Origin of the sequence: Gemmatimonas sp. (assembly GCF_044344655.1) — a bacterium.
GTDB lineage: Bacteria > Gemmatimonadota > Gemmatimonadetes > Gemmatimonadales > Gemmatimonadaceae > Gemmatimonas.
Map to the genome: position 1 here is coordinate 39577 of NZ_JBIJCN010000017.1, position 14610 is coordinate 54186.

Genomic DNA, 14610 nt, shown 5'->3' on the forward strand with positions numbered 1-14610 from the left:
GGTCAGCGTCGTTCGCGATACCTGCGCAGCTGCGCGATGTGGTGATCTCCGTGCCAGGCATAGAGCGCCGCCACCTGATCGAGCGTCATCACCCCATTCTCGGGGTGCATGATCTGCCGGGCAAACTGCTCCGGCACCATCGACCCCAGTACGGTCGCGAGTCGCACGTGCGTGGCGGCGAGCAATGCGAGCGACACATGCGGCGGCAGGGAGGCATCGGCGAGCGAGACCCACGCGTCCTGATCGTACGGCTTGATCGTGGGCGTCTCTTCGGTGAGTCCCAGTTTCACGCGGATGTACGCGTTGATGTGGCTGTCGGCGATGTGGTGGACCAACTGGCCCACGGTCCACCCGCCCGGGCGGTAGGGCGAGGCGAAATCCGCCTCGGTGAGGCCGTCGAGGACCTCGGCCAAGGCCGCCGGCTGCTCGGCGATGCGCGCCACGTGGGAGGCGCGCTCCTCAGCGGTGTAGGTGGCCTGGCGCTGGAAACGGCCGAGAGGGAAACGGTACGCGTCGATGTGCGGGTCGGCGGAGGCTGTCATCCGTGGCAATCTACGGGAGGGCGGTACGGAGGGCGGTACGGACGGCGGAGGCCCAGCCCGACGGACGGCGGCTGTCGGCGGCCGATGGAAGTTGGGTGCCCGCCTTCCGCGTTGCTGTCACCGGCCATAGCATTGGCCCGGAGCCCCCCGCCCTGCTTACTCCGCTGTTGGAGCTGCCATGCCGTCGTATTTCCCGTGGAGCCAGTCCATCGGCCCTGCCTGCCGCCGTGCCGCCTGCCTGCTGCGAGCCGGCCTGATCGCCGTGACCCTGTGGCGTCCTGTCACCGCCGGCGCGCAGTCGAAGCCGGGGGCCTGGACGCCGCTGGTGAAGGGCACGTCCCTCGCCGGTTGGCACAATTACGACACCCCCGGCAAGCCGGTCACCGGATGGAGTGTGGCCAATGGCCTGTTGGTGCGCACTGGCCCCGGCGGTGATCTCACGACCGACAAGCAATACGCCAATTTCGAACTCGAACTTGAGTGGAAGGTGGAGACCGGTGGCAACAGCGGCGTGATCTATCGCATCGATCACCGCGGTGAGAAGAGCTACGTGAGCGGCCCCGAGATGCAGATCCTCGACGACGCCGTGCATCGCGACGGCAGGAATCCGCTCACCTCGGCCGGCGCGAACTACGCGCTGCATCCCGCGGTCCCCGGTGTGAGCAAGGGCGCCGGGGAGTGGAACGCCGTGCGTCTCGTCGTGAACGGCACGCATGTGGAGCACTGGCTCAACGGCACGAAGGTGGTGGACTACGAACTTGGCTCTGCCGATTGGGAGACGCGTCGCAAGGCCAGCAAGTTTGCCGATGCGGCGCAGTACGGGCGCGCCGCGCGTGGGCACATTGCCCTGCAGGACCACGGGGACCGCGTCCAGTTCCGAAACGTCCGCATCCGGGAGCTGCCGTAAATGAGTACGAAGACTCGCCTCTCCATCATGATGTTCCTCCAGTATTTCGTCTGGGGGTCATGGTTCGTGACGATGGGGACGTATCTGGGGCAGACGCGCGGCTTCACCGACACGAACATCGGCGCCGCGTACGGTGCCACCGCCCTCGCGGCCGTCGTCTCGCCGTTCTTCATGGGCATCGTGGCGGACCGCTTCTTCGCGTCCGAGAAGCTCCTGGCCATTCTGCATCTGGCGGGCGGCGGCTTGATGTACATGATGTCGCAGCAGACCGAGTGGAGCGGGTTCTACCTGTTCCTGCTCGCATACGCGTTCTGCTACATGCCCACGCTGTCGCTCACGAACTCCATCTCGTTCCACCACATCACCGATTCGGCGCGAGACTTCCCGCTCATTCGCGTGCTGGGCACCATTGGCTGGATCGCCGCCGGCATCGTCGTGGGTAAGGTCCTGCAGGCGGACAAGAGCAACCTGCCGATGGTACTGGCGGCAGGCGGCTCGCTCGCGTTGGGCCTGTTCTCCTTCCTATTGCCCTCCACCCCGCCGAAAGCAGCGGGCGCGCCGTTCAGCGCTCGCGACGCCTTGGGGCTCGACGCACTGCAGCTGCTCCGCCATCGCGACTTTCTGATTTTTACGCTCGGGTCGTTCTTCCTCTGTATTCCGCTGCAGTTCTACTACGCGTTCGCCAATCCGTATCTCAACGAGATCGGGGCGCCGGAGCCGGCCTTCATCCAGACCTTTGGTCAGATGAGCGAGATTGGCTTCATGCTGCTGCTGCCGTTCGCGCTGCGGACGCTCGGCATCAAATGGATCATGCTCGTCGGCATGCTCGCGTGGGGGCTCCGCTACTTCGCGTTCGGGTACGGTACCGGCAATGGTACGCCGGTCATGCCGCTAGTGTATGCTGGCATCCTGCTCCACGGCATCTGCTACGACTTCTTCTTCGTCGCCGGCCAGATCTACACCGACGAACGCGCCGGTCCGAAGATCCGCGCGGCGGCGCAGGGCTTCCTCAACCTCGTCACAAACGGCGTGGGGTACTTTGTGGGCGCATCGGTCTCGGGCAGCGTCGTGAATCGCTATGCCACGACGACGGCCGCGGGCGCCCCGTCGCACGCATGGTTGCCGATCTGGCAGACGGCCGCCATCGGAGCACTCGTAGTGTTCGCGGTGTTCTTCGTTCTCTTCCGCCCGTCGGATACCACGCACAGCGCGGCGACGGCTCCGTCGGCTCCATGACGATGCCAGACGCTGTACTGGTCGAGGCCTGCTGCGATTCCGTGTACACGGCGTGCGCCGCCCAAGAGGCCGGCGCCGGCCGGATCGAGCTGTGTGGCCCCGGCGACGGTGGCACCACGCCGTCACTCGGCCTGATTGCCAGATGCCGGGATCTCATCCGCGTGCCTCTGCACGTCATGATCCGGCCGCACAGCCGTGACTTCGTGTATCACGAGGACGAGCTCGACGTGATGGCCAACGACATTGTCACAGCGCGGACGCTTGGCGTGGATGGCGTGGTGCTCGGACCGCTTCAGCGGGACAACACCGTGCACCTGCCGCAGCTCCAGATGCTCACCGAGATCGCGCGTCCGATGCGGGTGGCCTTCCACCGAGCATTCGATCGCACACCGGACGCGCTGTCGGCACTGCACCTGCTACTCCTTGCCGGCGTGGATGTCGTGCTGACCAGCGGGCAGGCAGATACCGCACTCGAAGGCGCCGATACCTTGCGGACGCTGCAAGCGCGGGGCGGTGACCGTATCACCGTGCTTGCCGGCGGCTCGGTGCGCGGCAGCAACGTCCAGGAACTGGTACAACGGTCCGGTGTCCGTCAGGTACATGCGCGCGCCACCGATCCCGGGATCCTGCGTGATGTGGTGCTGGCGTTGAACGGTCAGCGTTGACGGCTGTCTATGCATACGGTACTCCGCGCACTCCTCCCGGCCGCCGCGACGGCACTGCTGAACACACAGCCGCTGCACTCTCAGCCAGCTGGCGACGCTACGTTCGACTCGCACTACGCGGTGATTCCCCGGCCCACCGTACTCGCACCGGCGCGTGGGCGCTACACGATCACGGCGGCCACGGTGGTGCGTACGTCCCCGGAATTCCGGCGGGTGGCCCGCCGCTTTGCGCGCGACATCGGTGGCGCCACCGGTTTCGATCTCGCGGTTGCGCCACTCGCCCCAGGCACGCGCGGCATCACGCTACGCAAAGTGCCCGGGCTGCCGCTTGAGGGCTATCGCCTCGATGTGACCCCGCAGGGAATCATGGTGCACGCCAGCGATTCGGCAGGCGCGTTCTACGCACTCGAAACCGTGAAGCAGTTGCTCCCGCCTGCGATCTATCGCGAGGCGGAGATCCGCGGCGTGGCGTGGGTCGTTCCAGCTGTCCACGTAGAAGATGCCCCACGCTTTCCGTGGCGTGGATCGCACATGGATGTCGGTCGGCACTTCCAGCCCAAGGCGTTCGTCAAGAAGTACATCGATCTCCTCGCCCGCCACAAGCTGAATCGCTTCCACTGGCACCTAACCGAGGACCAGGGCTGGCGCCTCCAGATCCGGCAGTATCCGCGGTTGACCGAGGTGGGTTCATGCCGCACGTCCACCTTGGTAGGGTCGCACACCGATGATCCGGCCAAGCAGGTATTCGATGGGCGCCAGCACTGTGGCTCCTATTCGCAGGACGATGTGCGGGAGATCGTGGCGTACGCGGCCGATCGTATGATCACCGTGGTGCCGGAGATCGAGATGCCGGGGCACGCGCAGGCCGCCGTTTATGCCTACCCGTTCCTCGCCAGCACGAAGGACCCCATCCCCGGATTGCGACGCATCTGGGGCGTGAGCCCGTACATCATTAATCCGTCGGACAGCAGCGTGGCGTTCATGCAGAACGTGCTGGCCGAGGTGATGGAGCTGTTCCCGTCGCCGTGGATCCACATCGGGGGCGACGAGGCGGTCAAGGATCAGTGGAAGGCGAGCCCGGAGATTCAGGCGCGGATAACGTCCCTTGGTCTCAAGGACGAACACGAGCTGCAGAGCTGGTTCATCCGGCAAATGGACACGTTTCTTTCCAAGCGTGGCCGTCGTCTGATCGGCTGGGACGAAATCCTCGAGGGTGGCCTTGCCGAGAACGCGACCGTCATGAGCTGGCGCGGTATGGCTGGCGGCATTGCGGCTGCCAGAGAAGGACACGACGTCGTCATGGCACCGGGCAGCCATACCTATTTCGATCATTACCAATCGCAGGACAAAGCGAGCGAACCGCTGGCGATCGGCGGGTTCACCAACATCGAGCGGGTATACGGGTTCGAACCGGTGCCGACGGAGCTTACACCGCAGCAGGCCAAGCACATTCTTGGTGCCCAGTCACAGCTGTGGACGGAGTACATCCCCAATCCGCGCCACCTCGAATACATGGCCTTCCCGCGGCTCGTGGCGTTGAGCGAGGCGGTGTGGAGCAGCAAGGATCGCCGTGACTACGCGAACTTCATGCAGCGACTGCCGGTCCACCTCACGCGCCTTGATGCGCTGGACGTGAATTACCGGAGACTGGATACGGTGACAATCACGCCGTAGGCATCCAGCTCCGGCCTGCTCAACGAGTTACGGCTTCCAGGTCCCCTGCCCAACCTGCGGCACGAACTTGTCCACGCCATTCTCCTTGTACTCGAGCGTCTTGCCCAGTTCCGCGCTCTTGTAGGCGTGCATGAGAATACGCACCACATCGAGCCCGTCGTGCCACGTAAGGAGCGGCGGCTCTTTGCCGAGGAACGCGCGGACGAAGTGGTTGTTCTCGGCCTCGTAGCCGTAGGCGATCGCTTCGTTCACGACCACCGGCATCTGCCCCTGCTCGGCCATCTGCTTTTCGACGATGTCTTCGCCACTCTTGCCGCGAACGGCACGTGAGAAGAAGAGATCAAGCCCAGACTCGAGCGTGTTCCACTTCATCGAGTACTCGGGCCCGAGCAACTCGGCACTGAGTCGCAGCCCCGGCCCCACGAAACTCCACGAAGTGGTGGCCTCGCCGATAGCGATGCGTCCTTCCGGCGTCTCGAACTCGATGTTCACACTGGCGAAGTCTTCCGACGGCGCCTTGAGGTAGTCGACCTTCATGTCGCGCTTGAGCTGCGCTGCGTATTCCTTACGTGTCCACTTGAGTGACGCGATGTGGCCGGTAATGCGCTTGACCTTGAGATCTGACAGCGGCTTCCCGGGCTGCGAAAGCAGCTGACGCACGACGAGCGCCGAATGGCACATCATGTCGTTGAGGACGCCGCCACCCTGCTGCATGCCGTTCCAGAACCACGGGCTGTGCGGGCCGCTGTGCTCCTCGGCCGCCCGCGCGAGGTACGGACGCCCACTGGCCGACGCTCCGCGCTGCCAGATCAGGTTGTGTCCAACCGCCACCTGCGGCGAAAAGAACTGGTTCTCCAGATAGCCGTGCATGATGCCGGCCTTCTCGACGAGCTTGAGGATGTGCTTCGCCTCAGCGACGGTGCGGCCGAGCGGCTTCTCACAGGCGATCCCCTTGAGCGTACCCTTGCCGGACATCACCGCGTCGCAGATCTCTTCGACGTTCTCGATACGGGCGTGATTGGGGCCGTTCAACCAGATCGCATCGATCGCCGGATCGGCAACCATGCCGGCAATGGTCTTGTACGCCTTGGCCTCACCCACGTCGAGGTCGCGTGCATACTTGGCCGCCGATGCCGCGTTCTTCGCATTGGGACTCCACACACCAAGCACGTCGGCATCGCGCACATAGCGAAAGCCCTGCATGTGGAAGCGCGCGTTGAAGCCAGAACCGATGAAACCGATACCGAGACGATTGGTTGACATTCGTGCGTGGTAGTTCAGGGAGGTGGCGTAACTGAAGGCACCGCGATGCCTACGAAGTTACCACACGGACGAGCGCGGCGGACAGGGCGCATGCCCTCAGCCGGCGGCGCGCTCTCGATCGCGCAATAGCCGACGCAGAATCTTGCCCGACGGCGACTTGGGGATGGTGTCCACAAACTCGACCTGGCGCACCTTTTTGTACGGTGATACGCGCTCGGCCACCCACGCCATGACCTGCTCGGCATCGATCTCACCGCGCTTCACCACGAAGGCCTTCGGGATCTCACCGGCGTCGACGTCGGGGGCAGGAATTACGGCCACATCGGCGATGAGCGGATTGGCAAGCAGCACCGCCTCGAGCTCTGCTGGTGCCACCTGCAGCCCCTTGTACTTGATGAGCTCCTTGACACGGTCCACGATGCGAAACCAGCCATCCGCGTCCACGGTCGCCACGTCGCCGGTCATGAACCAGCCGTCGTCGGTCATGCACGCAGCCGTGGCTTCGGGCTTCTTGAAGTACCCCTTCATCACCTGCGGCCCGTGGATCCACAATTCGCCGCGCTCCCCAACCGGCATGTCTTCGCCGGTCTCGGCATCCACGATCCGGCAGGTGGTATTGGCGAGACAGGGGCCCACCATACCGGCATCCACCTTCGAGCCCTCAAAGGGATGGAAGTGCGTCACAGGGCTCGTTTCGGTGAGTCCGTAGCCCTGTCTCACAATGCACCCCAGCCGGGCGCTGCAGGCATCGGCCAACTCCGCGCTGAGTGGCGCGGCGCCGCTCATGATGGTGCGCACGCTGGAGACATCGAAGTGGGCCACCAACGGATGCTTGGCCAGCGCCAAGATGATCGGCGGGACGAGATGGGCATATGTCACGCGGTACGTTTGGATGACGCTCAGGCACTGCTCGAGGTCGAAGCGCGGCATGGACACGATCGTGGCGCCCTGGCGGAGTGCGCCCCCGAGAACTACCACCATACCGTAGATGTGGAAGAACGGCAGCACCCCCAAAAGGACGTCGTCTGGGCGGATGGCCATGCCGGCCGACTCGCTCTGCAGCAGATTCGCTACGATGTTGCGATGCGTGAGCATCACGCCCTTGGGGATCCCCGAGGTGCCGCTCGAATACGGCAGGGCACAGACATCCTGCGCCGGGTCGATATCCACCACCGGGGATGCGTCACCGTGCGTGAACAGCGACGCGTAACTGGTGGCTCCGTCGGCGTTGCCGAAGACGACGATCTCGCGTACGGTGCTCGCGACTCGGGTCGCGGCCGAGCACTTCTCAAGGAGGTCGGGGATGGTCACGATCATGACCGCCTCGCTGTCGGCGAACTGCACACCGATCTCCTCCGCGGTCGCGATGGGATTGACCGTGGAGCAGATCGCGCCGAGAAGCGTGACGGCGTAAAAAACCACCGCGAAATCGGGAAGGTTGGGGCTTACCAGGCCCACCACGTCACCCTTGCTGATGCCGTGAGCCTGCAGCCCCGCCGCCACCTGCCGAATGGACCGATCGAGCTCACCGTAGGTGAGTTGCCGACCCGTGGCCGCGCACTTGATGGCCGGCTTGTCGGGGTGCTGCGCCGCCCGGTGCATGATGAATGGCACGAGCGGCGTGTTGGGAATGTCAATCTCGGCGTACGGACTACGTACGACGTGCGACGGGGTCATCTGGCGGCTCCGGCAGGAGGAAGGACGGAGGGAGGGCGCAGGCGCCCAGCGGCCCGGCGGTCGCCCAATGTTCAGCGGGGGAGAAGGAGGGGCAAGCCCCGCACGTCAGGAACTACCAGAGTCCTGCCTTCCCCCGTACGCTCTCGATCAGCGCCCGGGGATCGTACCCCACACCTTGCCTGAACACCCACTGCACGGTGCGCACGTCGGCGATGTTGGCGGCGGGGTTGCCGTCGAGCACGACGAGATCGGCGAGCTTGCCAGTTTCGAGCGACCCGGTGAGTGCGCCGCGCCCCATGTACTGTGCGCCGTTGAGGGTGGCAATGCGGATCGCTTCGAGCGGCGTGAAGCCGGCTTCTACCAGCAGTTCGACGGCGCGCTGGTTGCTGAAGCCGGGTACGAGGCCGCCGCCGCCGGTGGGGTCGGTCCCCACGATGAGCGTACCCCCGGCTTTCACGAACGCGCGCTCGAACGCCATGCCGTTGGGAAACGCCTTGAGATACGGCGACTGGGTGTTACGCTGAGTGCCGGCGTACCGGCGCTCGTACTCGTCCTTGAGCTGCGGCAGCAGCACGTCGAGCCCGCGCGGCAGGGGCCGCCCTGGGGTGAAGGTCTCGAAGATGGTGAGCGTGCTGGTCACCGCCACCTTCTTCTCGATGAGATGCCGGAACAGCGCCTGCACCTCACTGCTGTTGGGATCGAGCGCCGCCATGCTGCTCGTGGCGGCACCGCCGCGCCCGATGCACTTGTCGACCGGCTTGGTGGGCACGAAGTCGTTCATCGAGAAGAAGCCGTGCTCGAGATCATCGATGCCGGCGTCGGCGGCTTCGCGATACGTGACGGAGCACAGATGCCCGGTGATCTTCAGTCCGCGCGCATGGACCTCACGTGCCGCCACGCGCAGTTCGTCGCGCGAGATGTTCATGTAGGCCTTGAAGCTCGTGGCGCCCTGATCGGCCCAATAGGCCACCAGCTGCTTCGCATCGGTGGTGTCACGCAGCGGCACCACCTGATTGAACCCCATACCGGGCCCTTCGAGATACGGCGCGGTGGCATCGATGAACGGCCCGGGCTTCTCCCCTCGCGCGATGGCCTTGGCTACGAGAATCTCGGCCATGCCGTTCATGTTGCCACCGGTGCGCATGCTGGTCACGCCGCCGGCGAGATAGAGCCGCGAGAAGCTCTCGGTGAGGTTGGCGTAGGTGCCGCTGCCCACCGGATAGTAGAGATGCTCGTGCACCATGACGAGCCCCGGCATGACGGTCTTCCCGGCCAGATCGAGCTGCTGCGCGCCGGCGGGGACGGCGGTGCTCGGCGCAGGACCGATTGCCGCGATGCGGCCGTCGCGGATGATGAGCGTCTGATTCTCGCGCGGCGCCGCACCGGTGCCGTCGATCACGCGCACGTTGGTGAGCGCGAGCACGGTGGTGTCGAAGCGCACGTAGCTGCGCGTGGCGGGGCCGACGGGGGAGCGCTGCGCGGAGAGTGGAGCCGCCAACAGCATGGCGGCGAATACGCGTGCTTTCACGGTCGTGGTCTTGGTCTGGGTCGTAGTCGGGGCACTGCCACGACGGTCGGGGTACTGCCACTGCGGTCGGGGCACAGCAACAACGGTCGGGGTCTTCCCACGGTCGGAGTCGCGGCTCGGGCGGCGCGGCGCTGCGCTGGCGCGGCGCTGGCGCGTCGGAGGCGGGGTGCTGGTCGGGGTCTGAGGTGGCGCTTAAGGTCTGGGCACAAACGCAGACCCAGACCTCGACATCTAGCGCCACCCCCGACTAGGACCACGACCACGACCACGACCACGACCACGACCACGACCACGACCACGACGCGCCAGCGCAGCGCCGCGCCGCCCGAGCAGCGACTCCGACCGTGGGAAGACCCCGACCGTTTCTGCAGTGGCCAGACCGTAGTCGCAGTGCCCAGACCGTCGTGGCAGTACCCCGACCCAGACCACGACCTCCGTTAGCCCAGCCCAATCTGCTTCCTCACCGCCGCGTTCGGCCCCTCAAACTTCGGGATCGCCACATTGCCGATGTAGCCGAGGTCCTTCCAGCCCGACGGTGTCGTGTAGAACGCCGTGGCGGTCTGGTCGCGGATGGTGTCGAAGAATTGCGCGGCGAACTGGTGCTCCGGCTTCGCCTTCGGCAGGTAGCAGATCTCGTCGCAGATCTGCGTGCGCTGCGCCGTGGTAGCAAGATGGAAGCGCGTGCCGAAGCGCGACTGACTCTCGCGATCGAGCCAGGCGAGCCCGCCCCGTACGCGTACGAGGGACGCATCACCACCGGGACGGCTGGCCCACTCGTTGATGTAGCCGGGCGCCCCCACGGCCGACGCCGACGGACTCTTGTCGTCGGCGGGGATGATCATGTCGCACAGTGCACCCAGCGTGGTGAGCTCACGCAGCGAGAGCTTCATGGGCCAGTCGGCCTTCGCCACCTGTAGCACCGGATCGCTCGGCGTGCCGCGCGGTCCCTTGCGCTTGACGGGGCGCTGCTGCTCGTCGAGCAGCGGCAGCGGTTCACGACGCACGGGTGCCGATGCCGCGGCGGCCGCGTCGGGGAGCATTGGCACCACCGCTGCCGCCGCCATGACCTTGAGCGCATCGCGGCGCCCCACACCGCCGGTGTTGTTCGTTTCGTCGCGCATCAGACGGTCCCCTTCTTCAGTTCGTCAACCAGGTAATCACAGCTGCGCCACGCGAGTGCAAGGATCGACAACGTTGGGTTCTTGTCGGCGTTGCTCACGAACGTGGCACCGTCGGTCACGAACAGGTTCTTCACCTCCCACGACTGGCCGAACTCGTTGAGCACCGATTTTTTCGGGTCCGTCCCCATACGCACCGTGCCCACTTCGTGGATGATCGACCCGCCGGCCGCGATCGCCTTATTGCCATCCGTCTGGACGGTCCCCTGCACCGTGCCGCCCATCGTGTCGATGATCTCGGCGAACGTCTTGTGCATGTGCGCAGCCTGATTGATCTCGTGCTCCGACCACTTCCAGTGGAAACGCAGCACCGGGATCCCCCACTGGTCCACCGCGACCGGATCGATCTCGCAGTAGGAGTCCTCATTGGGGATCATCTCGCCACGGCCGTCGAAGTACATGAACGACCCGTAGTATCGGCGCGCTTCTTCCTTGAACTTCTTGCCGTAGGCGCCGCCGGTGAACGACTCGAGCCCGCCGAAGATGCCGGGCCCCGGCATGTTGCGGCCGCCACCGAATTCGATGTGATAGCCGCGCGCGAAGTTCATCTTCCCTGTTGCCTGATCACCGTACAGCCACCACGGCATGTACATATGGATGCCGGCGGTCCCGTCCTCGTTGATCGGCGGCAGCCCTTCGAGACGCGGGATCTGTGCCGAAAGACCGGCGCCCACCGTGTCCATGAGGTACTTGCCCACCACGCCACTGCCGTTGGCGATGCCGTTGGGGAAGAGGGCGCTCTTGGAGTTGAGCATGATGCGCGACGTCTCGCAGGCACTGGCCGCCAACACCACCACCTTGGCGGTCACGTGATGATCCACGCGCGTGAGCTTGTCGATGTAGTGCACGCCGCTCGCACGCCCCTGCTTGTCCACGGTCACCTCGCGCACCATGGCATCGGTCACGAGTGTGACATTACCGGTAGCCATGGCGGGCGGGATCAGCACCGTGGTGCTCTGGAAGTTCGCCTTGATGGAGCACCCGCGCCCACAGTCGGTCGCGTAGAAGCACGCCATCCGCGAGTTCATGCTGTCACGCAGCACGCGCTGCGCCAATCGGTTGCCCGGGTGCAGCTTCTGGGGCAACCGCACCGAGTCCTGCCGCTGCGTGAGTACCGCACGATGGGCCGGGATGACCGGGATCTTGAGATGATCGCACGCCTGCTTCGTGAGCAGTTCGTAGGTGCGCGCCGCCGGAGGCGGCTGCAGTACGCCCGGCGACGAACGCGGCGTGTTCTCGAGATCGTCGTCGCCACCGTACACGCCGATCAGCAACTCAGTCTTGTCGTAGTACGGCGCCATCGTCTCGTATGTCATCGGCCAGTCTTCACCGAGGCCGTCACGCGACTTGGGCTTGAAATCGTAGGGGCCCATGCGGAGCGAGATGCGCCCCCAGTGATTGGTGCGGCCGCCGAGCATGCGCGCCCGCCACCACTGGAAGTTCGAGCCGGGCGCCGTGGTGAATGGCTCACCAGGTACGCGCCAGCCACCGTCCACCGTGGCATCGTAGAAGCCGAACGGCTTGTCGGCATTGCCGCTGCCTCGCAGCGGCGCGTCTTTGGGCGTCTGGAACATCGGCGTCTCGGTCACCGGGTCGTAATCACGACCGGCCTCGAGCAGGAGCACTTTGAGGCCCTGCACCGACAGCTGGTAGGCGGCCATGCCGCCACCGGCACCCGAGCCCACCACGATGACATCGTACTGCGGAGCGACTTTCGAACGAAGGGTCACGCGACGGGCTCCTGTATCAGAGCTTCTTCAACGCGGCCGCGCTGGCCGTGATGGAAGCGAGGGGATCGGTGGGGTTGTCGTGCTCGATGAACCAATGCCGCAGCCCCTGCGTGCGCCCCGTGGCGAGGATGGTCTTGAAGTCGATGGTGCCGGCGCCGACGTCGGTCATCCTGCGCTCGGGCGCGGGGCCCGCGTCCTTCACGTGCACCGCCACGATGCGATTGGGCCAGCGCTGCATGATCGCCAACGGATCCTGCCCGGCCTTCACCGTCCAATAGAGGTCAAGCTCCAGCTTCACGAGATGGGGGTCGGTCTGTGTGCTGATGATCTCGTAGCCCGTCGTCTCCTCCACGGGAGCGAACTCGAAGTCATGGTTGTGATACGCAAACTGCAACCCCGCCGCCTTGGCGAGCGTCGCGCCAGTATTGAGGCGATCCGCAAGGCGCTGCCAGTTGGCCTTCGAGCCGCGGAACTCGTTCCCGGCGTATGGCACGACGACCAGCCGCTGCCCCATGCCGTTCGCCCGGTCGAAGATCGGCTGCCAGTCGTGGTCAGTCTTGGGCAGCCCCTCGTGTGACGCCGGGGCCGTGAGGTTGTGCGTCCTGAGCAGGGTATTCCACCACGCCACGTCCTTGCCATGGGAACTGAAGAACTCGAGCTCGGTGATCCCGGTCTTCGCAATCGCCGCGATCGTCCCTTCGATGTCCTTCTGCAGTGCGTGGCGTACGGTATACAGCTGCAATCCCATCCGATCGATGCGCGACGGAGTGCTCCCCTGGTCGGCATCACTGGCCCGGGCCAGCAGCGGCAGCAGGGTGCTTCCGGCCACACCGGTTGCAAGAAGCCGCAGCACATCGCGGCGCGTCCGGGCCCTCCCCTCGTACTGGAACATGTCAGTGCTCTCCCGAAGCGAGTTGCGCCAGAGCCTCGCCCGTGACGCGATAGACGGTCCACTCATCCTGCGCACGCGCGCCGAGCGTCTCGTAAAAGCCGATCGCATCGACATTCCAGTCCAGCACCGACCATTCCAGCCGGCCACACTCCCGCTCCACGGCCAGACGGGCGAGATGCTGGAGCAGTGCCCGACCAATACCCAGGCCGCGATAGGCCGGCTGCACGAAGAGATCTTCGAGGTAGATCCCCGGACGCGCAAGGAAGGTGGAGAAATTGTGGAAGAAGAGCGCAAACCCGACGACGCGTCCCTCCCATTCCGCCAGCACCACCTCGGCATAGGGCCGCGGACCGAACAGCGCGCGGTGCAGCAGCGCATCGGTCGCGTGGCACTCGTGGCGGAGCTTTTCGTATTCGGCGAGCCCTTCGATAAGCCCGCGGATGATCGGGACGTCGGCGGCGGTCGCCACGCGCAAGAGTGGCATCATGTGCGGAAGAGAGGAATCGGGTGCACAGCGCTCAGCGGGCCGTGATGCTCCACGTACCGGAGACGCGAAGGTCTCCGCCGTTGCGCGAACGGGTGAGCGTGAACAGATAGGTCTTGGTGTCGATGCGCACGACGCGGTACTGCGCGAGCAGGGCACGGGCGGCCACGAGTTCGCTGACCAGGGGTAGCTTTACCTCGAGGCTGGTGAAGCGCGCCTCTCCCGGACGCGTCGTTTGTACCGCGATGGGGGTGAGGCGTGGCGCGTTGCGGGAATGCCCGAGCTCGCGGCTTCCGTCGACCGCCATCTGGATCACCGAATCGCCACCGGCGTACAGCGTCTGGCTTGCCCCCGGCACCGGCAGGAAGAGCACCTCCACGAACGTGGCGTAGGGGACCACGATGGGCATGAAGGTGGTGACGCCCGCCCCCGGCGTCTTGGCGTCCACGGCGCGCCGCATGCCCCCCATGACCGCCGCCACTTTGGCCGTGTCGATCGCGTCGGACACGATCGTCCCCCCACGGCGCATCGCCAGCTGGGTGCGCACCGCAATGCCGGGACGGCCGGCGGGGACCTCCGCCACCACGCCGCGCCATTCGTCCTTGTCCTTGAGGCACACGATCGAGGCCGCAGTAGGCACGGCGCCCAGGGCGCCGGCGCGCGATGCGAGCAGTGTGCGCTCGAGGCACTCGAGAAACTCGAGGGCGTTGCGCGCCCGTTCATCACGCTGCTCGAAGAAGCCCGCATCGGTGGTGGGCATCTTGATCGTTCGCGGCATCGTCGCCATCACGCTGTCGGGCACCGTGGCCGGCACCAGCTTGCCCTTGCCTTGCA

General features: G+C 65.5%; 13 protein-coding genes. 4 read left to right on the forward strand and 9 right to left on the reverse strand.

The genetic code is table 11. The features are described from left to right. Nucleotides 1-2: 2 nt before the first annotated feature. On the reverse strand, nt 3-542 hold the full coding sequence (locus ACIQ51_RS06735) for a YfiT family bacillithiol transferase (protein WP_396204258.1): 540 nt from the start codon (nt 540-542) through the stop codon (nt 3-5). A gap of 178 nt (nt 543-720) precedes the next feature. Between ACIQ51_RS06735 and ACIQ51_RS06740 the strand changes: the two genes are divergently transcribed. The 4 genes from ACIQ51_RS06740 to ACIQ51_RS06755 are packed head-to-tail and all read left to right on the forward strand — an operon-like array spanning nt 721 to nt 5024. Next, nucleotides 721-1449 carry a DUF1080 domain-containing protein gene (locus ACIQ51_RS06740; protein ID WP_396204259.1) on the forward strand — a complete coding sequence of 243 codons (729 nt, stop codon included), beginning with the start codon at nt 721-723 and terminating at the stop codon, nt 1447-1449. Further along, nucleotides 1450-2685 carry a nucleoside permease gene (locus ACIQ51_RS06745; RefSeq protein WP_396204260.1) on the forward strand — a complete coding sequence of 412 codons (1236 nt, stop codon included), beginning with the start codon at nt 1450-1452 and terminating at the stop codon, nt 2683-2685. Beyond that, entirely contained in the window at nt 2682-3350 is a 669-nt protein-coding gene (locus ACIQ51_RS06750) for a copper homeostasis protein CutC (protein WP_396204261.1), read from the forward strand. The genes ACIQ51_RS06745 and ACIQ51_RS06750 overlap by 4 nt, the downstream gene beginning before the upstream one ends. A gap of 9 nt (nt 3351-3359) precedes the next feature. Continuing rightward, nucleotides 3360-5024 carry a beta-N-acetylhexosaminidase gene (locus ACIQ51_RS06755; protein WP_396204262.1) on the forward strand — a complete coding sequence of 555 codons (1665 nt, stop codon included), beginning with the start codon at nt 3360-3362 and terminating at the stop codon, nt 5022-5024. Between the two features lie 27 nt (nt 5025-5051). Here ACIQ51_RS06755 and ACIQ51_RS06760 read toward each other — a convergent pair whose 3' ends face one another. The 8 genes from ACIQ51_RS06760 to ACIQ51_RS06795 form a co-directional block, all read right to left on the reverse strand. Continuing rightward, nucleotides 5052-6287 carry a Gfo/Idh/MocA family protein gene (locus ACIQ51_RS06760; RefSeq protein WP_396204263.1) on the reverse strand — a complete coding sequence of 412 codons (1236 nt, stop codon included), beginning with the start codon at nt 6285-6287 and terminating at the stop codon, nt 5052-5054. Between the two features lie 96 nt (nt 6288-6383). Then, a complete protein-coding gene (locus ACIQ51_RS06765) occupies nt 6384-7964 on the reverse strand; it encodes a 4-coumarate--CoA ligase family protein (RefSeq protein WP_396204264.1) in 1581 nt (526 codons plus the stop codon). 112 nt (nt 7965-8076) lie between these two features. Then, nucleotides 8077-9567, reverse strand: a complete 1491-nt coding sequence (locus ACIQ51_RS06770; protein ID WP_396204265.1) for an amidohydrolase family protein — start codon at nt 9565-9567, stop codon at nt 8077-8079. 362 nt (nt 9568-9929) lie between these two features. Next, nucleotides 9930-10613 (reverse strand): gluconate 2-dehydrogenase subunit 3 family protein, encoded by a 684-nt coding sequence (locus tag ACIQ51_RS06775; RefSeq protein WP_396204266.1) that lies wholly within the window; start codon nt 10611-10613, stop codon nt 9930-9932. After that, nucleotides 10613-12331 carry a GMC family oxidoreductase gene (locus ACIQ51_RS06780; RefSeq protein WP_396204270.1) on the reverse strand — a complete coding sequence of 573 codons (1719 nt, stop codon included), beginning with the start codon at nt 12329-12331 and terminating at the stop codon, nt 10613-10615. The genes ACIQ51_RS06775 and ACIQ51_RS06780 overlap by 1 nt, the downstream gene beginning before the upstream one ends. A gap of 85 nt (nt 12332-12416) precedes the next feature. Beyond that, nucleotides 12417-13292, reverse strand: a complete 876-nt coding sequence (locus tag ACIQ51_RS06785; RefSeq protein WP_396204267.1) for a sugar phosphate isomerase/epimerase family protein — start codon at nt 13290-13292, stop codon at nt 12417-12419. Nucleotide 13293: 1 nt separating this feature from the next. Then, nucleotides 13294-13779 carry a GNAT family N-acetyltransferase gene (locus tag ACIQ51_RS06790; RefSeq protein WP_396204268.1) on the reverse strand — a complete coding sequence of 162 codons (486 nt, stop codon included), beginning with the start codon at nt 13777-13779 and terminating at the stop codon, nt 13294-13296. A 31-nt stretch (nt 13780-13810) separates the two neighbouring features. Continuing rightward, nucleotides 13811-14610, reverse strand: an 800-nt coding sequence (locus ACIQ51_RS06795) for a hypothetical protein (RefSeq protein WP_396204269.1), incomplete at its 5' end; no start/stop codon positions are given.